The sequence below is a fragment of the Acinetobacter sp. ANC 4169 genome (assembly GCF_002135355.1).
Lineage (GTDB): Bacteria > Pseudomonadota > Gammaproteobacteria > Pseudomonadales > Moraxellaceae > Acinetobacter.
Genome location: NZ_NEGE01000006.1, coordinates 22,859 through 46,254, shown reverse-complemented (window position 1 = coordinate 46,254; position 23,396 = coordinate 22,859). Strand labels below are relative to the sequence as shown.

General features: G+C 41.5%; 28 protein-coding genes. 24 read left to right on the top strand and 4 right to left on the bottom strand.

What is annotated here, in order from left to right; all coding sequences use genetic code 11:
* Window positions 1–14 precede the first annotated feature (14 nt).
* The 16 genes from B9T26_RS06060 (at window position 15) to B9T26_RS05990 (ending at window position 11,249) form a co-directional block, all read left to right on the top strand.
* Window positions 15–593 (top strand): DUF4126 domain-containing protein, encoded by a 579-nt coding sequence (locus tag B9T26_RS06060; RefSeq protein ID WP_086198844.1) that lies wholly within the window; start codon window positions 15–17, stop codon window positions 591–593.
* A 318-nt stretch (window positions 594–911) separates the two neighbouring features.
* Window positions 912–1,118: a hypothetical protein gene (locus B9T26_RS06055; RefSeq protein ID WP_086198843.1), complete on the top strand. Its 207-nt coding sequence runs from the start codon at window positions 912–914 to the stop codon at window positions 1,116–1,118.
* A gap of 253 nt (window positions 1,119–1,371) precedes the next feature.
* Window positions 1,372–1,593: a hypothetical protein gene (locus tag B9T26_RS06050; RefSeq protein ID WP_086198842.1), complete on the top strand. Its 222-nt coding sequence runs from the start codon at window positions 1,372–1,374 to the stop codon at window positions 1,591–1,593.
* Between the two features lie 280 nt (window positions 1,594–1,873).
* Window positions 1,874–2,575: a DUF1003 domain-containing protein gene (locus B9T26_RS06045; RefSeq protein ID WP_086198841.1), complete on the top strand. Its 702-nt coding sequence runs from the start codon at window positions 1,874–1,876 to the stop codon at window positions 2,573–2,575.
* 565 nt (window positions 2,576–3,140) lie between these two features.
* A complete protein-coding gene (locus B9T26_RS06040) occupies window positions 3,141–3,389 on the top strand; it encodes a DUF6868 family protein (RefSeq protein ID WP_413772761.1) in 249 nt (82 codons plus the stop codon).
* Between the two features lie 120 nt (window positions 3,390–3,509).
* Window positions 3,510–4,223, top strand: coding sequence for an SIMPL domain-containing protein (locus B9T26_RS06035; RefSeq protein WP_086198839.1), 714 nt, complete (start codon window positions 3,510–3,512; stop codon window positions 4,221–4,223).
* A 593-nt stretch (window positions 4,224–4,816) separates the two neighbouring features.
* Window positions 4,817–5,263, top strand: coding sequence for a hypothetical protein (locus B9T26_RS06030; protein WP_086198838.1), 447 nt, complete (start codon window positions 4,817–4,819; stop codon window positions 5,261–5,263).
* An 80-nt stretch (window positions 5,264–5,343) separates the two neighbouring features.
* The gene (locus tag B9T26_RS06025) at window positions 5,344–6,009 is read left to right on the top strand and encodes an RluA family pseudouridine synthase (RefSeq protein ID WP_086198837.1); all 666 of its coding nucleotides are present in this window, start codon (window positions 5,344–5,346) and stop codon (window positions 6,007–6,009) included.
* A gap of 237 nt (window positions 6,010–6,246) precedes the next feature.
* Window positions 6,247–7,200 carry a DUF4041 domain-containing protein gene (locus B9T26_RS06020; protein WP_086198836.1) on the top strand — a complete coding sequence of 318 codons (954 nt, stop codon included), beginning with the start codon at window positions 6,247–6,249 and terminating at the stop codon, window positions 7,198–7,200.
* A gap of 153 nt (window positions 7,201–7,353) precedes the next feature.
* Window positions 7,354–7,734 carry a ribonuclease E inhibitor RraB gene (locus B9T26_RS06015; protein WP_086198835.1) on the top strand — a complete coding sequence of 127 codons (381 nt, stop codon included), beginning with the start codon at window positions 7,354–7,356 and terminating at the stop codon, window positions 7,732–7,734.
* Window positions 7,735–8,123: 389 nt separating this feature from the next.
* Window positions 8,124–8,276, top strand: a complete 153-nt coding sequence (locus B9T26_RS15645; RefSeq protein WP_171262946.1) for a hypothetical protein — start codon at window positions 8,124–8,126, stop codon at window positions 8,274–8,276.
* Between the two features lie 219 nt (window positions 8,277–8,495).
* On the top strand, window positions 8,496–8,972 hold the full coding sequence (locus tag B9T26_RS06010; protein ID WP_086198834.1) for an SRPBCC family protein: 477 nt from the start codon (window positions 8,496–8,498) through the stop codon (window positions 8,970–8,972).
* A gap of 9 nt (window positions 8,973–8,981) precedes the next feature.
* Complete coding sequence (locus tag B9T26_RS06005) at window positions 8,982–9,329, top strand: DUF488 domain-containing protein (protein ID WP_086198833.1); 348 nt, start codon at window positions 8,982–8,984, stop codon at window positions 9,327–9,329.
* Between the two features lie 405 nt (window positions 9,330–9,734).
* On the top strand, window positions 9,735–10,076 hold the full coding sequence (locus B9T26_RS06000; RefSeq protein WP_086198832.1) for a zinc ribbon domain-containing protein YjdM: 342 nt from the start codon (window positions 9,735–9,737) through the stop codon (window positions 10,074–10,076).
* Window positions 10,077–10,312: 236 nt separating this feature from the next.
* Window positions 10,313–10,672 (top strand): 5-carboxymethyl-2-hydroxymuconate Delta-isomerase, encoded by a 360-nt coding sequence (locus tag B9T26_RS05995; RefSeq protein ID WP_086198831.1) that lies wholly within the window; start codon window positions 10,313–10,315, stop codon window positions 10,670–10,672.
* Window positions 10,673–10,913: 241 nt separating this feature from the next.
* Window positions 10,914–11,249, top strand: coding sequence for a YegP family protein (locus B9T26_RS05990; protein WP_086198830.1), 336 nt, complete (start codon window positions 10,914–10,916; stop codon window positions 11,247–11,249).
* 127 nt (window positions 11,250–11,376) lie between these two features.
* On the opposite strand, the gene B9T26_RS05985 is transcribed toward B9T26_RS05990, so the two are convergent.
* Window positions 11,377–12,144 (bottom strand): hydroxymethylpyrimidine/phosphomethylpyrimidine kinase, encoded by a 768-nt coding sequence (locus B9T26_RS05985; protein ID WP_086198829.1) that lies wholly within the window; start codon window positions 12,142–12,144, stop codon window positions 11,377–11,379.
* 101 nt (window positions 12,145–12,245) lie between these two features.
* Here B9T26_RS05985 and B9T26_RS05980 point away from each other — a divergent pair, with 101 nt between their 5' ends.
* Both B9T26_RS05980 and B9T26_RS05975 read left to right on the top strand, forming a co-directional pair.
* Window positions 12,246–12,890, top strand: a complete 645-nt coding sequence (locus B9T26_RS05980; protein WP_086198828.1) for an HAD-IA family hydrolase — start codon at window positions 12,246–12,248, stop codon at window positions 12,888–12,890.
* Window positions 12,891–12,938: 48 nt separating this feature from the next.
* Complete coding sequence (locus B9T26_RS05975) at window positions 12,939–14,189, top strand: hypothetical protein (protein WP_086198827.1); 1,251 nt, start codon at window positions 12,939–12,941, stop codon at window positions 14,187–14,189.
* A 13-nt stretch (window positions 14,190–14,202) separates the two neighbouring features.
* Here the strand turns inward: B9T26_RS05975 and B9T26_RS05970 are convergent, their stop codons facing one another.
* Complete coding sequence (locus B9T26_RS05970) at window positions 14,203–14,667, bottom strand: Lrp/AsnC ligand binding domain-containing protein (RefSeq protein ID WP_004694947.1); 465 nt, start codon at window positions 14,665–14,667, stop codon at window positions 14,203–14,205.
* 137 nt (window positions 14,668–14,804) lie between these two features.
* On the opposite strand from B9T26_RS05970, the gene B9T26_RS05965 reads away from it, so the two are divergent.
* From B9T26_RS05965 to B9T26_RS05950, 4 genes are all read left to right on the top strand, one after another.
* Entirely contained in the window at window positions 14,805–16,064 is a 1,260-nt protein-coding gene (locus B9T26_RS05965; RefSeq protein ID WP_086198826.1) for a D-amino acid dehydrogenase, read from the top strand.
* A gap of 36 nt (window positions 16,065–16,100) precedes the next feature.
* Window positions 16,101–17,198 (top strand): alanine racemase, encoded by a 1,098-nt coding sequence (alr, locus tag B9T26_RS05960; protein ID WP_086198825.1) that lies wholly within the window; start codon window positions 16,101–16,103, stop codon window positions 17,196–17,198.
* Between the two features lie 51 nt (window positions 17,199–17,249).
* Window positions 17,250–17,609 carry a RidA family protein gene (locus tag B9T26_RS05955; RefSeq protein ID WP_205666406.1) on the top strand — a complete coding sequence of 120 codons (360 nt, stop codon included), beginning with the start codon at window positions 17,250–17,252 and terminating at the stop codon, window positions 17,607–17,609.
* A 137-nt stretch (window positions 17,610–17,746) separates the two neighbouring features.
* On the top strand, window positions 17,747–19,204 hold the full coding sequence (locus B9T26_RS05950) for an amino acid permease (RefSeq protein WP_086198824.1): 1,458 nt from the start codon (window positions 17,747–17,749) through the stop codon (window positions 19,202–19,204).
* 65 nt (window positions 19,205–19,269) lie between these two features.
* On the opposite strand, the gene hemJ is transcribed toward B9T26_RS05950, so the two are convergent.
* Entirely contained in the window at window positions 19,270–19,722 is a 453-nt protein-coding gene (gene hemJ, locus B9T26_RS05945) for a protoporphyrinogen oxidase HemJ (RefSeq protein WP_086198823.1), read from the bottom strand.
* A 70-nt stretch (window positions 19,723–19,792) separates the two neighbouring features.
* A complete protein-coding gene (locus tag B9T26_RS05940; protein ID WP_086198822.1) occupies window positions 19,793–21,022 on the bottom strand; it encodes a beta-ketoacyl-ACP synthase II in 1,230 nt (409 codons plus the stop codon).
* A gap of 281 nt (window positions 21,023–21,303) precedes the next feature.
* Here B9T26_RS05940 and B9T26_RS05935 point away from each other — a divergent pair, with 281 nt between their 5' ends.
* Entirely contained in the window at window positions 21,304–22,728 is a 1,425-nt protein-coding gene (locus B9T26_RS05935; protein ID WP_086198821.1) for an EcsC family protein, read from the top strand.
* 178 nt (window positions 22,729–22,906) lie between these two features.
* Window positions 22,907–23,281 carry a 30S ribosomal protein S12 gene (rpsL, locus tag B9T26_RS05930; RefSeq protein ID WP_004648013.1) on the top strand — a complete coding sequence of 125 codons (375 nt, stop codon included), beginning with the start codon at window positions 22,907–22,909 and terminating at the stop codon, window positions 23,279–23,281.
* The last annotated feature ends 115 nt before the right edge of the window (window positions 23,282–23,396 follow it).

The window sequence follows — 23,396 nt, the reverse complement described above, 5'->3', positions numbered from 1 at the left end:
AAAAGGAAATACGCATGGAAACAATACTCGGTTTATGCATAGGTGTGGGCCTAAGTGCTGCCTGCGGTTTTCGTGTCTTTGTACCCTTACTGGTCATGAGTATTGCATCCCTCATGGGCTGGTTTGAGCCAATGCAAGGCTTTGAATGGCTGGCGCTGCCATCCGTCTGTGTGGCCTTAGGCATTGCAACGCTGAGCGAAATTGCGGCTTATTATATTCCTTGGGTAGACAATGCCCTGGACACGTTGGCAACACCCGCAGCAATGATCGCCGGAACCTTGGCAACCATGGCAGTGAGCAGTGGGGAAATGTCGCAGTTTGCCAGCTGGGCGGCCGCAATTATTGTCGGTGGCGGTACCGCAAGTGCAGTTCAATTAAGTACGGTGGCTGTTCGTGGCGTATCAACTGCAACAACGGGTGGAATAGCCAATCCTGTACTGTCTACAGGGGAATGGATTGGGGCATTTTTACTCTCAATTCTGTCTTTACTTGTACCTGTGCTGGTGGTGATTGTGGTATTGCTGTTGATGGTGTGGGTTGTACGCTGGATACGCCGTAAGAAACAGGACAATATCAATAGTCCAGTGCTATGAGTGTATGGGTTTGCATCAGGTTTAGGTCATTTGAATGGACTGCTCTTTCTTCACAACATTTATTTTTCCTTAACCGTGCCCGACTCATAAGCTTGCAGAAAGCTCTATTTTGATTCTGCCAAACCAATCAAATCGAATTTAGAAATAAGCTGCTGTTTTATATAAAAATAAAAAATATTGCAAAAAGGTGTATATCCCTAAAACTGGTGATTGATTTTTATCCAATAAAGGCATAATTTTAATATGGAATTAAATCCATAGGTTTTATATGGGTTTATTTGTGGTTCAACTTTATAAAAATTATTCGGGGAACTATTAATGATCAAATTTATTGTAAATGAACAACCTACAGCTCAAGGCGTGCACCACATACATAATGCCACACTGGGCTGCGAAGACCTGCCAAAATCGGATGACCAGATTTTAATAGGCTACTTTGCAAATTATGAACTTGCCTATAAACGCGCCAGAATGAACTGGCCGACCGAAAAAGTGGAAGGCTGTAGCAAGTGCTGTATGAAATAATTCAAATCTGAAACCGAAAAGCTCTGCCGGACTGGCGGAGTTTTTTTATGGGGCTGGTGATTGATATAGCCGCACAAGACTAAAATTTTTCAATCATAAATCAGTTTTTTGAATAAATATAAATAGATAGGAATAAATAACGAATAAAAAACGCTCCCCCTGCATCTACGGATTTATTATTGTGGGTTGTTTGAAAAATGCTCAATACACCCTCATTTTAAACACTAGATTCACTGTGTTTAGGGCAATCGAATTGCAACATTATCTTGATCTGAACCACGACTCTGGTGTGGCCAACTATGAAATTGGCAATGAGTTTATTCGGGTTCAATTTAAGAAAAATTCAAAAATTTATACCTATAGCTATGCCAGTGCCGGTTATCAGCATATCGAAAATATGAAACAGCTGGCGCAGTATGGTGATGGCTTAAATGCCTATATCAACCACCATGTGAAACAGCTCTATGTGCGATAAATGGTTGGGAATTTGAAGCTGGTTTTTTCTTTAAATCTTTGTTTATTCATGAATAAACAAAGTCATGGGTTAACTGCTAAAGGCATTAGAGTTTGGCACATTCATCTTAAAAATTGCTGGACGCTTGCTTTAAAATTAGCCATAAAAATATGCAACAGAATTAATCTAAAACTAAGCTTTCCCTGGCAAAATATGATCAGGTGTAAGCGTTCATTTTAGCGCGGACAGCATCATCACATCACCGTATATGGAATCATAACTTAAACAGAGGGTAAGGGGCATGAATGGAAAAACAGAATGTCAAACATGTATGGTCTGCAAGAAAAGCTTTCCTAAAAAAAGCCTTATCCCGATTGGAACAATTCGAAAAGTCATTACAGAGGAAATTTCAAAGGATTTTCCGGATTGGACCGCGCAAGACTACATTTGCCAAGCCGATTTAACCAAATACCGTATGCAGTATGTACAGTCCATTTTAAAATCTGAACAAGGTGAAGTCACTGATCTGGAATATGAAGTGTTGAACAGTATGCAACAGCATGAGCTGATCAGTAAAAATATAGAGAACAAGCTCGATCAGAATTGGACTTTTGGAGAAAAACTGGCCGATAAAATTGCCACTTTTGGCGGTAGCTGGACCTTTCTCATCTGCTTTGGCATTTTCTTGGCGCTGTGGATTTTGGTCAATACTGTGGTAATGGTGAAACATCCGGCAGATCCATATCCCTTTATTTTACTCAATTTAATGTTGTCTTGCTTAGCCGCCATTCAGGCACCCGTAATCATGATGAGCCAAAACCGGCAGGAAGCCAAAGACCGTTTGCGTTCGCAAAATGATTATCAGGTCAACTTGAAAGCTGAACTGGAGATTCGGCATTTACATGAAAAACTCGATCATCTTTTAATGCATCAATGGGATCGCCTGGCTAAAATTCAGGAAATTCAACTGGATTTACTTTCAGAAATGACCAAGAAGAAATAGCTGTCGATGAGCTGAGGTAATTTTCAATACTGCAATGATGGGTATGGAGAAAAAAATTGCAATCTAGATTGCTTTAGCGCAATAAAAAGCAATCTTTTGTCTTAAATTGGGAAATATTTTTATAAATTGGAATTAAGCGGGAAAAAATTCTGAAAATGATTAAAATTAAAACATCTTCGGAAATTAATCCCGCAGCACATTGGCTATTCTATATCTCAAGGGTGATAGGGATCGAAAAGAGTAGCTTGCTGCCAGTTGCGTATAACGTGCGTGCAGTACTTACCCACAAGGTCTTGATTCGGCTTAGGACGCTATAGATTACCAATTTATAGGCACAGGGTTATAACTTACAAAGTTATAATGGTTGAAGTAAACCATAGATGTTTTCCCTCATCCCCTTAAAAATTCTCCAGCAAATACAAGTACTAAAAAATCATTAAAAATCAAAATTATAATATTCAAATTACATTCAAAAAAACCTGATACAAATCAGTTGTTCATTTTGGTTTATTAAATCTGCTAATTTAGAAATCATAAGCAAGCACCTAGGCGGGCAATAAAAATGATAAATGATGATTTTTGGAGTCGTTTTTTTCTTTGTTCCTTACTTATTAATTACATCATCTTAATGATCTGGTTTCTGGTGTTTATTTTTGCCCGTCAATGGATGAAACAGGTGCATGGTAAATGGTTCCAGCTTTCCGATCCCACTTTTGATGCCATTCATTATGCAGGCATGGCAGTATATAAAATTGGCATTTTATTACTGAATGTGGTGCCGTTTCTGGCCCTCTATCTAATCCGCACATCCTGAGCCAAATTGAATGATTTAAAAGGCTGATATGTGACTAGACTATTTTTAAACAGCAGTTTTTAAGCTGATAAAACGCTATAAACCTAATAGAAAAACCAGCAAAAAAAGGAGTTGGGGAGCATGAATCAATTTAAACCTGCACTGATTTTAGGTGTTTTTATTTGTCTGGGGATGATTGTTGCGGGATGGATTCTGGGCAGTAGTGCGGTCAAAATTAAACAGTATGAACGTATCGTTTCGGTCAAAGGTCTATCTGAACGTGAGGTGAAAGCCGATGTCGCAGTATGGCCGATCCGTTTTAGCTCCGCCAGTCAGGATCTGACCCAATTGTACGACACCATGGAAATACAAACCCAGCAAATACAGAATTTCTTGAAAACGGAAGGTTTTGGCGCTGGGGAAATTACCACTGGAGCTCCAGTCACCACCGATAAATATGCACAGCAATATGGCGGCGATGCCAATGTAGCACTGCGTTATACCGCACATCAAACCATTACTGTTTATACTCACAAAATAGATGCGGTACGGGCTGCCCAGAGCCGCTTGGTGGCCTTGGGTAAAAAGGGCATTGCTTTTGGTGGCGATGATTCGGGACAAAGAACCGAATATTTATTTACCAAGTTAAATGATATTAAACCGGCCATGATTGAACAGGCGACTCAAAATGCCCGCACTGTAGCAGAAAAATTTGCCGCAGATTCCAAAAGCCGTTTAGGAAAAATCAAGGCGGCCAATCAGGGCCTGTTTAGTATTGAAGACCGCGACAGTAATACGCCGTATTTAAAGAAAGTCCGGGTGGTGTCTACAGTGGATTATTATCTGGCCGATTAAAAGAGCAGGAATGTACGCTAAAGATTGGAGATAAATTCCATAAATTCTGTTTTTTATGCAATATATAAGCTTTATTTTGACCTAAAAGATAAAAAATTCTGCTAATCATCTATTTAAGGAAAAAAATTCCCAAAAATAATAAAAAATCAAAAATCTTAGGAAATTAATCCCGATCCGCTTTGGCTAACATATATCTCAAGGGTGTGATAAGGGATCGGAAAGAGTAGATTGCTGCCAGTTGCGTACAACGTGAGTGTAGTACTTACCCAAAAGGTCTCGATTCGGCTTAGGACGCTATAGATCATAAGTTTATAGGCTATAAGATCATCACTTACAAAGTGTGATAGTTGAAGTAAACTCCAATGTTTTCCCTAACACCCTAAAAAATTTTTTCCAAACAATAAAAAATAACAATTCTTTTTCTTTTCATTTGTTTAATCTGCATCAAATTTTACCTGGCTGAATGTGCATTGCATCATTAAAAGTATACTTATCAATTGATATAAAATGATTTTCCATCAAAAAACAAAATAGTCGGCTGAAAAAACTCTTGCTAGAATGCAAGTTGATCATTTTAAAATGAGCCAATAACAATGAAAAAATACGAATTGGAAATTCGTCATCCGCAACACTTGAGTGAGCAGGATGCAGAAGCTTTAGGATTATTTGAAAGTACAGAAATATTAAGCCAATTCGATGCAATTAACTGGCGTCGCCAACTGGTTTCGCAACTGGAAATGAATGGGGCCATTACCACGTTTACCGTAACCGATACCGATACCCAGCAAAGCGTGCGCCTTAGTTTAAATGCCTATTCAGCTTCCGATCAGCTGGCATTTAAGCTGGATAGTGATATTGAAATTATCACTCCGCAAAAAAACCTGTTTGGTTTAGTCACCTTAAAAAACAAGGATTATGTAGCCTTTAAACAGCTTAGTCTGGATCAGGCCAGAGCATACCTTAACCATTTTTTAAATGGTCAGCTAGAAACCCTGAAAGACAGCTATAAAACCACACTGGAAAAACCGCATCAGGCATAATTCTGGCCGGGTGTCGCGGCATTGACAGCGGTAGCAGAGATTGTTATTTTGCGCCCATTCTCCCCTATGCCGTATCCGCTATGCCCATTAACGATAACTTCGTGTATATGCCGCCTCAGGAACCGCTTGCTATTGTCTATGAAGATGAAGACTTGGTGGTGATTGAAAAACCGGCCGGGTTGTTGTCGGTTCCGGGGCGTTTGCCTGAACACCATGACAGTGCTTATTTGCGCGTACTGGAACGCTATCCCCATGCTAAAATTACCCACCGTTTAGATATGGCCACTTCGGGCATTTTGATGTTTGCCAAACACCGTGAAGCAGAAGTGGCGGTCAGTAAAATGTTTCAGGCCCGTACCGTCAAAAAAAATTACATTGCGCTGGTTCAAGGCAAGCTTGAAGCTGAGGGCAGTGTCGAAGTGCCGTTAATTACCGATTGGGAAAACCGGCCGCGCCAAATCGTGCATTTTGAATTGGGAAAACCTGCCAAAACCCTGTATCAGGCCTTGGAATATTCGGCAGCAGAAGACATTACTCGGGTATTGCTGACCCCGATTACCGGGCGCTCGCATCAATTGCGGGTGCATATGCAATATATCGGGCATCCGATTACTGGCGACAAGCTCTATCATCCAGAACCCCACCACAGTTCATTAAAGCGTATGGCCTTACATGCCAGTTATCTGTCTTTTAAACAGCCTCTAAGCGGAGCAGATGTTGAAATAATGGCAAAAATACCTTTTTAATCAATATGTTAAAAATTTATTTGTTCAGTGTTCTATAATCTTAATAATAAGTTACATATATGATATGAAGGCTATCTTCTTCTTGTTTGCTAACTGATTTATGATGATGAAAATCTTAGAATAATAAAAAAGTGCGATAAATCGCACACAATATCCCTTTTTCTAGTGATTGAAAAACAAATTAATAATAAATAATGTGTCACATTTCTTTGAAATAATAATTTTGAGATAATAATAATGATTTATCTATATATCCTGACCACCATCATTTTGGTGGGATTGCTTTATCGGGCAATCATACAAATAAGAAAAAAACAGCTCAACCTTGAGTCTTTACAGGTCAATCTGGATCGCACGCGCAATAATCTGGCAGAGCATGAGCAGCAAAACGATGCGCTGCATCATCAATTGAATACCTGTCGTATAGAAATCGGCAATTTAAAAAACAAGCTTGAAAAGCTCAGTCAGTATCAGGATGTTTTGGATATTGAGCATTATGTTGCAGAGCGAAAAAATCAGGTCGAGAGCTTTGTAGAAGCCACTAAAACTGAAGCAGAGTTTCTGCTGAAAAAAATCGAGGCAGAGATTGAAAGTGTTCGACATTATCTGGAAAAACTGGAAAAAAATAGCCGACTTAATCTGGAAGCCCAGGCGAGGGAACAATTAGGTGGTTTTTATAATCAAGCGGTAGAACAAGAAAACTTAGCGGCAATTTCGAAGGCATTGGAAAATAAGATTCATGGTTATGGCATCCAATATTTATATCCTGCACAAACAGTGTTGGATCAGTTAATTGATGGCTATGATGAAATCCATGCCGTGCAGCAGTTAAAAGAAGTACGCCGTAAAATAAAAAATGCCATTGCAGCAAACACGGTGGGACAATGTGATTATGTTGAAGAAAATCGCCGACTTTCGGCTATCGCTCTGGTCACTCATGTGTTTAACAGTAAGGCCGATCTGTATTTATCACAACTGACTCATGACACGATAGGGGAGTTTATTCAGGCACTGCAAGATGACTTTATCCTGATCAATCATAGTGGAACAGCATTTAGTCATGCCCGAATTAATGAATCATTTTTAAAGTTACGTCTGGAAGAGTTAAGGTTTGCAGGCTTGGTTTTAGCATTTAAGGCACAGCAATACGCTGAACAAAGTGAATTGCAAGAACAGATGATAGAAGGCTAGCAACAGCCTATCTATTGAATAAATAAAAATTTTAAAGCAAAGAAATGTTTCATCAGCAAGATTGACGCGGTTAAATTGAGAAACTGAAACAAACTTGAGCTAATCTGTGTAGCATGATATAGCTTGTACATGATTACAATAAGGAAACGCTCCATGACACGCGATTTTGAACAATTTCCAGATGACGAAAACGGCAATGTACTTTGGCAAATGGCTGAAGATGGCGACGACCTGACCGAAGCCCATGAAATTGAATTTTCCATTGCTTTTCAAACTCAAGAGCAGGCAGAAAAATGCGCACTTTATCTGCTGAAAGAAGAACAAAAAATCAGCCTGTTTGAAGATGAAGAAGCCGATACGGTCGAATGGATTATCACGATCTATGTGTATATGGAACCTGAATATTCAGACATTGTCGACCTGGAAGAGTGGTTTGGCAGCATTGCTGAACAGCATGGCGGTGAATACGATGGCTGGGGTTGCATGGCCTATGTTTATGATGACGAAGATTTAGAAGGCGAAATGAGAAGTTAATTCATTTTCTTCATATTTTTACCTTTTTAAAAAAGCCTTAAAAATTCTAATGTTTAGGGCTTTTTAGTGCTTGGATTTTATGAAATCATCATTAATGAATTAAAACTGAACAGGGCATATTTAAAAACCAACTTATCGGATGATCACATTCAATCTGTTTTTAATCTTGTAGATATTTCTGCTTAAATTTCTGATTTAAAAATAAAAAATTTCTTCATTATTTTATCTTTCTTTGAACCCATCATCTTCATTTTATCTGCCCATTTGTTTACTAAACACACTCAAATTGCTTACTAAGCACTGACCCTATAATGAGCGCTCCTTGCTAGATTAATACATAAATTTTAAAAGCAGTTCATCCATACTCGAAGAATCAGAAGGAGCACCGCATGGCAGTCAATAATTATGTGGCTTATCGTCCAGAGGTAGAACAAAAACAGGAAAATGAACAAGAAGATATTCAGTACATTGTAGAGTATATGGCGCAAACCAATACTCAGCCCCGCATAGAACCCAGTCATATTGATGACATGCCAGACTAAAATATTTAGAGAATATTTAGAAATAAATGTTAGATTTAAATGAAGAAATGCCAGCTTAAGTGCATGTATTTTTAATCTGGAGAGGCTCTGAAATTTGCCATGCGGCTTTTAGTCGTAGAAAAGGAAGCCTTGCTTCATATCGTACTAAAGCCATACATAGGCACGGCATAACAACAGTAAACTTAACTTTGAAAAATAAAAATAAGGCGAGATCAGCAAATGAGTGAAACCAATACAGAAACCAATACAGAAAGTAATACAGTAAAACTGCACCGTGTATTTACCGCACCACCAGAACGGGTGTTTAAAGCATTTATTGATCCAGACGCTCTGGTCAAATGGATGGCACCGCATGGTTTTACCGCTAAAGTTCATCATCTGGATGCCAAAGTCGGTGGGACTTACAAAATGTCGTTTAGCAATTTTTCTACCGGTTCTAGTCACTCCTTTGGTGGCAGCTATCATGAAATTATTCCTAACCAGCTGCTACGCTATACCGACCAGTTTGATGACCCGAATTTACCGGGAACCATTGAAGTGATCATTCAATTAAAAGCAGTTTCTGTTGGAACGGAAGTGCATATTACCCAATCTGGCATTCCCGATGTTATTCCTGTTGAAGCATGCTATTTGGGATGGCAGGAATCCTTGCAATTGCTGGCTTTACTGGTCAATGCTGAAATTCCAGATCAGTAGCAGCTTGCAATGCAAATTCAAATCAAACGTGCCTATGCCGAAGTTTTAGCTACAGATGGTAAACGTATTCTGGTCGATCGGCTGTGGCCCAGAGGCATCAAAAAGAAAGATGCCAAAATTGATCTGTGGCCCAAGGACATTACACCCTCGACTGAGCTGCGGAAATGGTATGCACATGATCCCGAACATTGGGAAGAGTTCCAGCAACGCTACAGGACTGAGCTACAGGAACAAGCAGCACTGTTACAGCAAATTAAAGAGATTGCAAAACAGGAAAAAATTAGCCTCATCACCGCGGCAAAAAGTGAAAAATATAACCATGTGATTGTGCTGAAACAGGTTTTAGAGGAAAGCTGAAAAGCATCTGGTGAGCAGATTTATTCCATAATAAGAGGGTCTGTTGACAATTCGTCTATGTTTGCGACTTAGAGTATTTTTTAGATGATACGAGGCGTGAAATACAAAATTTAGTCATTCTAAATGCGTAGTTCACAACGACTTAGCATCAAAAAATACTCTAGTCCCCAGCTGCGCCTTGCGCTGCAAACAAAGCAGTGCTTTGTTCTGGCTCAGGTTGTGGCTAAAATTATTACAGACTTCGTCATGAAATTTAAAAATGGAACCACCATTCTTTGCATTTCATTCCTTGTCTGCTCAATTTTAGCCTACAACGCAAGCCATTTATGAAATGTCAACAGACCCTACGGTTTTAGCAGGCGTGTGGCGGATAAAATGCTATAGTAGCGTCTTTGAGGTTTTTTTATGTCTTTGCCAAATTGCCCCAAATGTAATTCAGAATATACTTATCAAGATGGCAATTTGCTCATTTGCCCAGAATGCTCATACGAATGGAAAGAGGGTGAGAGTGCTGCTGAAGAAGCCACAATAATCAAGGATTCAAATGGCAATGTGTTGGCAGATGGTGACACAGTAACAGTCATTAAGGATTTGAAAATTAAAGGTTCTTCATCTGTTGTTAAAGTTGGGACCAAGGTGAAAAATATTCGCCTGTTAACCGATGCCAGTGATGGTCATGATATTGACTGTAAAATTGACGGTGTTGGAGCAATGAAGTTGAAATCCGAGTATGTGAAAAAAGCTTAATAGTCAGGTTCAAGTTTCAAGTAAAAATGGAAAAGCTCTAGCGACATGCTGGAGCTTTTTTATCAGTTTAACCAATATATTTGGCTTCTATAGCCTAAGCATAGTCTGAGCTGAGCGAGAGTTTTAAATGGGGGAGTGAAGTTGGCTGCACATAACAGGCTAAGTCGAATATTGATCTTTTATCCTCAGCATGGGTTAACATTGAACACTTGTCATTATTTTAAAGAATTTCCCCCATGCCACATATCCATCTTGAATATTCAGACAATGTTAAAAACCTGGAAGCAAAACCTATTTTGCTGGCCATAAACAAAGCTCTGGTTGAGGGTGCTTATGTGGGTGCTGCAAATGAGCTAAAAAGCCGTGCCATTTGCCAGCACGATTTTGTCATTGGTTTAGAAGATACCTCGCAAGCCTATGTGCATGCTAAAGTGTCTTTATTGACCGGCCGTAGTGTAGAATTACAGCAGCAAATTGCTCAAGTGATTCTGCAAACACTCGAACAGCATGTACCTGCCCAAAGCCAAGTGCGTGTGCAGCTTTGTGTGGAAATATTAGAAATGCAGAAAACCACTTATTCTAAAAAAATTATCTAAATTTATTATGATGATCAGGGGACTAAAACTTCTTTATTCTCTTGATCTATATGCTTTGTTCATTCAAGCCAAATTCACTCCATTGCAATATTTTTTAGTTTATATCGAAATAAGTTTTTTGATTACAAAAAAACCAAATTAAAAAAACAAAAAATTATTTATATTTTATAAAACTGTGTGTTTTGAAAAATAAAAAAAGATGAAGTTCTTATAATTTTAAAAATAATAAAGGGGATTCAATATGGCCGGATGGTATGAAATCAGTCAAGTGGACGATGGACAATATCGTTTTGTGTTAAAAGCTGGAAATGGGGAAGTCATTCTCACCAGTGAGTTATATAAGGCAAAAGCCTCTGTACACATTGGTATTGAATCAGTTCAGCGAAATAGTGTAGATGAAAGCCGTTATGAACGCTTAGAAGCGAAAAATGGCAAGCCTTATTTTAAATTAAAAGCTGTCAATCACCAGGTTATTGGGATCAGTCAATTATATTCGAGCGATCAATCCCGTGATAAAGGCATAGAGTCAGTCAAAAACAATGGATCAACCACGAGAATTAAAGAACTGATTGTCTAGTTGTAAATCATCTTCAGCATAAAGCATGTAGTGAAACAGGCTTTATTTTTTGTAGTAACTACAAGTCTATAATTAACCTGAAATCAGCTCATTCAGGGCTGCTCTCAGGTTTTAACTGCTGACTGTTTTAAAAACGCTTAGGAATGCGTTGTCCATTGGCTACAGGAGATTCTGCCTTTTTAAGTACGCCAAATAACCAGGTTTCGGCATGGTTAACAGCCTGTTTTAAATCATCCCCTTGGGCTAAACGACCGGCAATAAAGCTGGCCAATGAGCAACCTGAACCATGATACTCACCTTCAAGACGTGGACAGCGGGTTTCCGAAACCAATTGTCCATCCACATATAAGGCATTGCGGATATAGTCTGGCGTATCTTCATGGCCACCTTTGACTAGAACTGCTTTTGCACCCATTGCAAACAGCTTTGCCGTTGCCTGGTCTATATCTTCCACTCCGGTTAAAGCGCGAAGTTCTACCGTGTTAGGGGTGATGAGGGTAGCTAAGGGAATCAGTTCCACAAAGGCTTTGACCAGTGTAGCCTGATCACCCAAGGAACCTCCGCTATTGGCCACCAGTACCGGGTCGAGGACATATAAATATTCGGGATGTTCACGCAAAAACTCAGCCAGGGCTCCGATATTGTCCGTTGTACCTAACATACCGGATTTAACGCATTTAATTGGTAAGTCACCGACCACTGCATGAGCCTGAGCTAAGAGCAATTCTTTCGAAGTGGCTTCAAAGCCAAACACCTGTTGTGAGTTTTGAATCGTCAGCGCAGTACAGGCAATTGCTGCATGTGCACCACTTTGACCAATCGCTTCAATGTCTGCCTGCAAGCCAGCTCCACCCGATGGATCTAGACCAGAAAAGCAAAGTACAGTAGGGCGCACAATGATGTCCTTAAATCACAAAATTTGCGTTAGTATAGGCAACTTTGAGCCAAGTCTCGATAGTATTTGTGAAGTAAAAATTTAAGTTGAAGGGTCGGTTGGTGATTAAGAATATTTTGATTGATTTAGATGGAACATTAACTGATCCCAAAGTAGGGATTACCACTTCAGCACGTTATGGTCTGGCTAAAGTGGGACATCCGATTGCCGATGATGTCAACATTGACTGGATTATTGGTCCACCTTTACAGGCTTCTTTGGCGAAAATTTTAAATGTTGCGGTGGATGATGTTTTGGCTGAACAGGCTTTAATGGGCTATCGGGAACGTTTTGCAGTCACTGGCTTATATGAAAACCATGTTTTTGAAGATGTGTCAGCAACTTTGCAAACCTTACAGCAAAAGGGTTTCCGTTTGTATTTGGCTACGGCAAAACCTCAAATCTATGCCAAACAGATTTTGGAACATTTTGATTTACTGCAATATTTTAATTACGCCTATGGCAGTGAGCTGAATGGTGAGCGCACCAACAAGGGCGAGCTGATTGCCTATATCCTTGAAAAGGAAAATTTAGACCCTGCTGAATGTGTGATGGTGGGTGATCGTGAACATGATATTTTCGGAGCGCGGAGTAATGGAATAGAAACCATTGCGGTGGAATATGGGTATGGTTCAGATCAGGAATTGACGGAAGCAGCACCAAAAGCACGGATCAAAACCTTTGCCGATGTGCTTCAATTTATTTAGTAAAATCAGTATGATTGCTAAATAATAAAATACTTGACTGTGTGAATAATGATAAAAAAAGTTCTGCTGAGTTTGGCTATATTGGCATTAGGTAGTGGTGGATTGGTTTACTGGCTACAGCAGGATGATGAGTTATCTGCTCAGTCCAAAGCCTTGATAGATGCTGACTATGCCTTTCAAAGTGATCTAAAACAGCATCCATTTTTCTATGTCTGGGGAATGGATGCGAAAGCAGAGGTTGAGCCTGAAACCTTGGGTCGTTTACGCTATTATGAGCAGTGGCAACAGCAGGGCAAGCCATTATCCTCAGTAAATAAAACAACACCTATACAAATACAGCAGTTGCAAAAGCACCCGTTGTCAGCAGAACAAAAACAAGTATTAGATGAACTCAATCAGGTTTTAAAACAAACACCAGAACAAAGTGAATCCTTTATTCGCCAACATCAATCTCAGTTTATTGCAACGCTTGCAACAGAGCAATTTGCAATACAGCGTTATTTGCACTGGTTGAACAGTACGGATTATGTGTCTTTATTGATTCCAGTCGATGGTGCACTGCCAGACTATCGTACTCTTCACTATCTTCATTTATTGCATTTGGTTCAAGTGAGTTTAAAACCTAAAGAGGAGTCAAAGGCAGCGCTTTTACAGTACATCTCGGCTTTGCAAAATATGCAGGGACAAAAGCTCTCTATGGTTGAGAAATATATATTGCAAAACTTTATGTGGCAGAGTCTGGATTTACTCAATCTAAAGGCTCAGCATGCGAGCGTGTATGTATTACCTTTAACTCAGAATGTTTTGAGCTTAAGACAAAGCATGCATTATGAAGTAAGCCAAAGTGCACAAACCTTTCAAAGTCTAGCGCCACCCAAAGGTATGTCTAATTGGCAATACCGTCTGGTTTATCTACCAAACCGTAGTTTAAATCAGCAAGTTGAAGACATTGAGCCTTATATTGCATTGTCTGAACTACCTTATTGGGATTTCTTGCAACAGTATGAGCGTCTTCAGCCTGAGGAGCGCTCTAAATATGTTTTGAAAAATTCGGTGGGAAATATTTTAGCGCAGGTTGCTGTCGTTGACTGGCGACCTTATGCACTTCGTTCTCGAATTTTAGACAATAAAATTCGGGTTTTTAATGCTGTACAAAAGCAGGATGCGCTAGATGAGCTGAATAAAAATAGAGAAGGATATGATTATTATCAAAAAGAGCATCAGCTCTGTTTGAAACATCCATTTCCACAGGAAAATCTTCCAGACTATTTAGCTCAAGATACCTGTATGCCGATCTAAGGCATTGTGCATTTTAGCGAATATCTAAATAGAAACTTTCTTTCACTTCTTCCATCACGATATAACTGTGTGAGGAAGCGGAGGAGGGAAGTTTTTTCAGTAAGTCGCCGAGCAGACGCCGGTAGGCACTCATTTCCTTTAAGCGTGCTTTGACCAGATAATCAAATTCACCTGAAATCAGGTGACATTCCAGAACTTCAGGAATTTCCACCAAATCACGCGCCACCTGATCAAACACATCGCCTGATTTGGCTGAAAGTTTGATTTCTAAAAACACCAGCAAATTGCGGTCGACCAGTTGCGGGTTAAGCCGCGCGTAATAACCCATGATGATGCCATCGCGTTCCAGACGTTTGACCCGCTCCGAACAGGGCGTGGTAGACAGGTTGACTCGAGACGCCAATTCGCTAATCGCAATCCGTCCATCGCGCTGCAAAATATCTAAAATCTGCTGATCTATACGGTCTAATTTACGCATTATGATTTTCCTTTTTTTAGAATTTTTCCGCGACAAAACTATCAAATTACCTAGATTATAGTGCTTAAAACAGTGAAAAAAACTATTAACCTAAAAATATACTAGTTAAATAAACTAGTGTGTGTAAGGGATCAGTCATGCGTGTAATTGTCTTGGGTAGTGGAGTTATCGGTGTTGCAAGTGCGTATTACCTTGCACAACAGGGAGCAAGCGTTACGGTTTTAGACCGTCAAGCTGGTCCTGCTGAAGAAACTAGCTTTGGTAACGCAGGGCAAATCTCTCCAGGCTATTCTACACCGTGGGCTGCACCCGGTATTCCGTTTAAAGCAGTGAAGTGGATGTTCCAACATCATGCTCCGTTAGCGATTAACATCGATGGTAGCATGTGGCAGTTAAACTGGATGGCGCAAATGTTGAAAAACTGCAATCCACAAAGCTATGCCATTAATAAAGAACGTATGACGCGTGTTGCTGAATACAGCCGTGACTGCTTACGTGAACTGCGTAAAGAAACAGGCATTCACTATGAAAACCGTTCTAAAGGAACCTTGCAGGTTTTTCGTAATGAAGCACAGCTTGATGCAGTACAACGCGACATCCAAGTGTTAAAAGAATGTGGCGTCGACTTTGAATTGTTGTTGAAAGATGACTTGGCCAAAGTGGAACCTGCTTTGGAATTTGCCAAAGATAAACTGGTCGGTGGCCTGCATCTGCCGAATGATGAAACCGGCGACTGCTACTTATTTACCAATGCTTTGGCAAACCTTGCAAAAGACATGGGCGTAGAATTTAAATTTAACCAAAACGTTGAAAAACTGGTGGTTGAAGGTGATGACATCAAGGGTGTGGTAGTCGATGGTCAAGTGCTCACCGCAGACCGTTATGTACTTGCTTTTGGCAGTTATTCACGTGACTTCTTAAAACCACTGAATCTGAATTTGCCTGTGTACCCTGTAAAAGGCTATTCACTCACCATTCCAATTGTAGACCCTGCATTTGCACCGCAGTCTACGGTGTTGGATGAAACTTACAAGATTGCGATTACCCGTTTTGATCAGCGTATCCGTGTCGGTGGTATGGCTGAACTGAGTGGTTTCAACCATGGTTTAAATCAAGATCGCCGTGCAACCTTGGAAATGGTGACTCAAGACTTATTCCCAGGTGGAAATCTGGCAGAAGCAACATTCTGGACAGGTCTACGTCCAATGACGCCGGATTCCACTCCGATCATTGGTGCAACGCGTTTCAAAAACTTATTCCTCAATACAGGACATGGAACTTTAGGTTGGACCATGGCCTGCGGTTCAGGCAAGTTGATCAGTGACTTGGTGATGAATCATCAACCGGATATCAGTACTGAAGGTCTATCGATTCAACGTTACCCTTCAGCAGCCTAATCTGTTTTAGGTCATATTGATTCAAGGAAGAACAACATGCCACGTCCAATTACTGCAGTGATTCATCGCCAGTCACTGCAGCATAATTTAAATGTTGCCCGTACCAAAATGCCGAATAGCCAAGTCTATGCGGTGGTGAAAGCCAATGCCTATGGTCATGGTATTGAGCGCGTCTATCAAGCTTTCAAAGCTGCCGATGGTTTTGCGCTGCTCGATTTGGCAGAGGCGAAGCGCATCCGTGCTTTGGGCTGGACTGGTCCGATTCTGTTACTCGAAGGTATTTTCTCAGAGCAGGATCTATTTGACTGCCAAGAGCTGGGTCTAAGCTTCAGTATTCATAGTGAATATCAACTCGAATGGTTAGCGCGTTTTCCTTTAAATGCGCAGTTTGATGTTTATTTAAAAATGAACAGCGGCATGAACCGTTTAGGTTTCCGTCCCGAACAGTACCGTCAAGTATGGCAGCAGCTCTCAAACTTGCCTCAAGTTCAACGTTTGACTCATATGATGCATTTTTCGGATGCTGATGGGGAGCGTTTAGGACGTGACGGCATTGAGCATCAATGCCAGTTATTTGATGCAATTACTCATGATTTACCGGGCGCACGTTCCGTATGTAATAGTGCTGCCATTCTTCGCCATGCAGATTTAAGTTCAGATGTGATTCGTAGCGGCATCATGCTGTACGGTAGTTCTCCCGATTTCCCTGCACATACGGTTGATGACTGGAACCTCCAGCCTGCGATGAGTCTACGCAGTGAAATCATTGCCGTACAACAGCTCAAAGCAGGTGATAGCGTGGGCTATGGCTCCAAGTTCATTGCTGAAACCGATATGCGTGTTGGTATTGTGGCTTGTGGTTATGCCGATGGCTATCAGCGTCTGAGCAAAACCGGAACGCCTATTTTAGTCGATGGACAGCGCAGCCATTTAATCGGTCGCGTCAGTATGGACATGCTGGCGGTAGATTTAACGACTATTCCTGATGCGGGTGTGGGCAGCGAAGTGGTGCTATGGGGGAAATCTTCCCAAGGTGCCGTGCTGAGTATTGATGAGGTTGCAGCAGGTTCAGGCACCATTGGCTATGAGCTGATGTGTGCAGTCACTGCCAGAGTCAATTTTGTTCAAGATTAAGTTCTTGAAAATCAAATTATTTATTCAAATTATTGATACAAGGAAATGTATATGTCAGCTGACAACATTCAAAAATTCAACAGTAATGATGTCATGAGCGCTGTGACGGTATTTAATCAGGTGGTTTATCTTTCTGGACAGGTACCGAAAAATACCGATAATGATATCGCAGGTCAAACCCGTGAAATTTTAGCCACGATTGATGAACTGCTGGCTTTGGCTGGAACCGATAAATCCCGGCTGCTGTCTGCACAGCTTTATATTAAAAATCTCGCTGATTTTTCAACCGTCAATGCCATTTGGATTGACTGGATGAAAGGTTGTACTCCTCCTTCACGTGCCACCATCCAGGCAGATTTAGTCAATCCGGACTGGTTGATTGAAATTGCTGTGACGGCGGCACAGCCTTAATGTAAAAATCTCCCCGTATGGCAGCAAAGCGGTTGCGACTGCTTTGCTGCCTAGCGTGTAAATGTCGCTGGTTGGGATGACTGGCAATGTAAAGCACATGGTTTACACGCAATCGTATGTTAAAAGGATGTTCAGTTATGACCACTACACCACGAGCAGACGATGCCAAGGCATCATCGCATGAACTACAACGAAAACTGTCCAACCGTCACCTGCAACTCATTGCCATTGGTGGCGCGATTGGGACAGGCCTGTTTATGGGCTCAGGCAAAACCATCTCCCTGGCTGGCCCTTCCATTTTATTGATCTATATGATCATCGGTACCATGTTTTTTTTCCTGATGCGCGCATTGGGTGAAATTTTACTCTCCAACCTGCATTACAAATCTTTTATTGATATGGCGCATGACCTGATTGGCCCGGGTGCAGGCTACTATATTGGCTGGTCCTATTGGCTCGGTTGGGTGCTGGTCGGCATCGCGGACCTGGCCGCCATTATCAACTATTTAGGCTTCTGGCTGCCTGAAGGTATGGCCTTTACGCCATCCGGACAGGCCATGATTAGTGTGGCCTGCGTGTTGCTGGTACTCGGCATTAATATGCTCGCCGTACGTCTGTTTGGTGAAATTGAATTCTGGTTTGCCCTTATCAAGATCTTGGCCATTTTAGGGCTGATTGGTATTGGTGGCTTTATGGTGTTTAGCCATTTTCATGCACCAGGTGGTTCGCTTGCCAGCTTTAGCAATGTCTGGTCGCATGGTGGCATGTTCCCGCAAGGCGGCAGCGGTTTCCTGGCCGGTTTCCAGATTGCCTTGTTTGCTTTTGTGGGTGTGGAGCTGATTGGAACCATGGCGGCAGAAACCCAAGACCCTGAAAAGAACTTGCCTAAAGCAATCAACGCCATTCCGACCCGAATTATTTTGTTCTATGTATTGTCACTATTCATCGTGATGTCGGTAACACCGTGGAACCAGATTCCTGCAGATCAAAGTCCATTTGTATCGCTGTTCATGCATGCAGGCATTGGTGCAGCAGCCATTATCATGAACCTGGTGGTGCTGTCATCAGTCATGTCATCCATGAACAGTGGTGTGTTTTCAACATCGCGCATGCTGTTCGGTTTGGCTCGAGAGGGGCAGGCACCACAAAAGCTGGCACAGTTGTCCAAGCGTGCTGTGCCTGCAAAAGGCTTATTGTTCTCTTGTGCCTTTATTATGGCGGGTGCTGCACTACAATATTTTGTGCCGAATACGGTCGAGGCCTTTACTTTAGCAAGTTCGCTGTGCGTGATTTTGTTTATCAGTATCTGGAGCATCATCATGGTGTGCTATATTCGTTACCGTAAACTGCGTCCAGAGCTGCATGCCAAGTCAACCTTTAAAATGCCGGGCGGAATCTGGATGTCGTATGTAGTACTGGTGTTCTTGTTCTTTACTTTGATTATTTTAAGTCTGGAAGCCGATACTTTACGTGCCCTGATGATCAGTCCGATTTGGCTGATTATTTTGGCAGTGACCTATCAGCTGCTGTATAAACCGCGGATGCATAAACGCAATCAGGAAATGCTGAAACGCAATCAGGAAATGTTGAACTAAGTTTCTCTTCGATATGGTTTCTGTCAGATATAAAAAAGCCCTCGATTGAGGGCTTTTTTTGATGCTTAGAACATGGGTTTAACCACCACCAAGATCACCACGGCAAATAAAATCAGTGTTGGCATTTCATTAAAGAAGCGCCAGAACTTGTGTGATTTATAGTGCGGGTTACCGATCAGTTTCTTGCGGTAATAACCACAGACAAAGTGATAAATCACCAGCAAGCCCACCAAGCCAACTTTTAAGTAAAACCATAACGCTTCATGGTAGTGGCGTGTTGCATCACCCCAATCCACCAGAAAGTGCGCCGTAATGAGCGTTGCCACCATCGCTGGCCACATGATGCCACGGTACAATTTGCGTTCCATGACTTCGAAACGTTGATGGCTGACGACATCTTCGCTCATGGCATGGTAAACATATAAACGTGGAAGGTAGAACAATGCCGCGAACCAACAAACGACTGCAATAATATGTAATGCTTTTACCCACAAGAAAGCATCAGAAGGAGCATCCATCCATTCACCCTTTTAAGGGCAGTGTGGCAGAAGTTGATCATCCATGCGTGAATGATCAACAGTTCTTAGCTTAGCCTTCCCATTTTTTGAAAACAAGACAGGCATTTACACCGCCAAAACCAAAACTGTTACTCATCACAGTATTCAATTTTGCGTCACGTTTTTCAAGTACGATATCAAATGGTTTTGCACCTTCATCCAGTTCAGTCACGTTGATGTTTGGTGCAATAAAGTCATTTTGCATCATCAAGACTGAGTAAATGGCTTCATGTACACCCGCAGCACCCAGGCTGTGACCGGTCATAGACTTGGTTGAGCTGATAGGAGGAACCTGACCTTCACCGAATGCACGTTCCATCGCTTTCAGTTCAGTCACGTCACCTGCTGGAGTTGACGTACCATGCGTGTTGACATAGTCAATCTGTTCAACACCATGCTGTTTCGCTTCTTCAAGTGCCATCAGGATACAGCGTGTTGCGCCTTCACCGCTTGGTGCAACCATGTCTGCACCATCAGAGTTAGCTGCATAACCCACGATTTCTGCTAAAATCTTGGCACCACGCGCTTGAGCATGTTCAAGTGATTCAAGCACCACAAAACCGCCACCACCAGCAATCACGAAACCGTCACGGTCAGCTGAATATGGACGAGAGGCTTTTTCAGGGGTGTCATTGTATTTAGAGCAAAGCGCACCCATAGCATCAAACAGCAAGCTTTGAGACCAGTGATCTTCTTCACCGCCGCCTGCCAGCATTAAATCCTGTTTGCCCAATTGAATCAGGTTGTAAGCATAACCAATGGCATCGGCTGAAGTTGCACATGCACTGGTAATCGTATGCGCCACACCTTGTAATTTGAATGCCACACCTACGTTTGCGGTAATGGTATTGGTCATGTTGCGTGGAACAAAGAAGGGACCAACTTTACGCGCACCTTTGGTTTGCAATAATTCGTTCATTTCAATGACCGAGGCAGTTGAACCGCCACCTGAACCGCCCGCAATACCATAGCGTGGGTTACTCGCCAAATCATCAACGCTTAAACCTGCATGCTCCACTGCAGCAAGAGCCGAATTGTAGGCATACATTGCACACACGCCCATGAAGCGTTTCAATTTGCGGTCAATATGGTCAAAATCTTGTTCAGCCGCTGCACTGACATGGCTCTTAAAGTTTAATTCTGCATAAGTCGGGTTAAAACGTGTTCCAGAAACGCCGTTTTGTAAAGAATGAGTGACATCTTCTAAAGAGTTACCAATGCATGAGTTGATACCCATACCAGTGATTACAACACGCTTCATCTACAGATCCCTTATATGGTGATATTTTGAGTAAATGCAGCTGATTCAGGGAGAAAAACTAAAAACCTCAATCCAGCGCATTACTCATGTCTTTCGGTTGCATTCATCATAGCAGAAAGGTTTTTGAATTCTTATGGCAAATATTATGCCTATTTTGACAGTATGTATCTGTAATGTTTAGCCGGAATAATTAACTAAAAGATACACATTAATATTGAGATAAACTTAGACTACACCTAGTATTTATCAATAATTGTAAGAATAGAAGATGAGGGTAAAGAATGACAGATACCAATAATAAACATTCAGGTGGATTCTTCTCAAATGCTTTGGGAGTGGCTAAAAAGATCAGTGCAACAGGAATGAGTGCACTGAATCATGCAGCTGCCGAACGTGCTGGCAAGGCCAATGGAGCCTTGACCAATGGTCATGTTATTGAGGGAAGTTCGCGTTCTCAAAGCGTATTTGAATCCAGGAAATATGATAATCCTCAACAAATGATGCGCGAGTATTTACCCAATGTATCGAGACAATTGCTAGGTCGTCAGTACGGCAAGGTCAGTCGCGTGGCTAATTTTGTTTCACCGGATTTTTCAGACAAGGTATCGGACTATTTTTTTGAACATTTAAATCAATTTACTTCAAATCTAAGTTCTGTAGATGCCGTGCTGGATCAGGCCGGTGCAAAAGATTTACAAGAACTGACTCAAGATGTTGAACGTTCAAAACGGCTGAGCCAGGCTTTGGCTGAACAAAACAAATGGCTTGCCTCTATACAGGGTGCCGTGACGGGTGCTACAGGTGTAGTCGGTTCAGCGATTGATGTACCTTTGTCATTGATCATGTCATTGCGCATGATTTATCAGGTCGGACGTGCTTATGGTTTTGAGCTGAATAAAGACACGGAACAGGATATTGTTCAATTTGTATTTAAACAAATTGATTTGGGACAGATTGCTGAAAAACAGAGTGTACTGATGGCACTAAAAGCGCTGTCCAATATGCTGCAAACACATGACATCGCTCAATTACAAAACATACTGGGCTCCAGTAATGATACTCAGTCACTCAAAAAATGGCTAAGTAATGAAAATGGTGAAATGAAATGGAACTGGTTGAATCATCTGCCAAAAGTTTCATTGATCAGTAAGTTAACCCCGGTTGCAGGGGCGGGCATTGGCGCGGTTTATAGCTGGAAACTGGTTGAGGATGTCAATCAGAAAGCACAGCAAATATTTTCCCATGCCAGAGGTTATTTGCAGCAGCATCAAGGAGCGGAATTATCTCCTATTGCGGCTTATGAGAAATCTTTGGAGTTATTGGCACAGGCAACGCCAAGATTATTAAATCCCTTTACTAAAACTGATCTGAATGCCGAGCTTAAACTTGATCAAGACATACCAGTGGAAGGGCATGGCACGATTGCCAAAGTGACCATTAAGAAAAAAACTGAGGATGTTTTCGCAGACGACGATCGTAAAGGTCAGCGGGTAGAGCAAGGGTTAGGCTACTTGGCTGAACATATGGTGGAGCCACATGAACGGGTTGAACCACAAAAGCCGGCCATAACGCTAGATGAAGCGGAAATAGATGAATATGCTCAGGCAGAGGTTCAAGGAATTGATGCGGGCAGTGAGCAACTTGCTGCTTCCCAATCTGAACAAAATGAAGCACCTAAGCCAACCAAGAAAAAAGTTACAAAATAGAGTGCAAAAAAGCCTGGGGTAAAGTCTTTAAAAACGCAGCGACTGACCTACATATAAGGAAGCGGTCGATATTTGATATGGCCTCGAATATTGACCATTTTTCTATCTTCGCTTACAATTGTGTGCCCTCAAAAAGTGGTATTTTTTTGAGGCTTTTTATTAACGGGAGAATTGCCAAATGGCAACAACAAATCAGTTGATCCGTAAGGGTCGTACGACTTTGATTGAAAAATCAAAAGTTCCTGCGTTGAAGGCTTGTCCACAACGTCGTGGTGTTTGTACACGTGTTTACACAACTACACCTAAAAAACCTAACTCAGCAATGCGTAAAGTTTGCCGTGTTCGCTTAACTTCTGGCTTTGAAGTATCAAGCTACATCGGTGGTGAAGGCCATAACCTACAAGAGCACAGTGTTGTGCTTATCCGTGGTGGTCGTGTTAAAGACTTACCAGGTGTACGTTACCATACCGTTCGTGGTTCTTTAGACTGCGCTGGTGTTAAAGATCGTAACCAGTCTCGTTCTAAATACGGTACTAAACGTCCTAAGAAATAATCTTTTTAGATTAGCTTCTTAAAAACGTAGAACCGCAATCCTTTATCGTCTCGCTTGTCTGATTTCTGCATTTAATTTTGTGAAATTCAAGCGACGTGTAGTAAGGCCAGCGAAC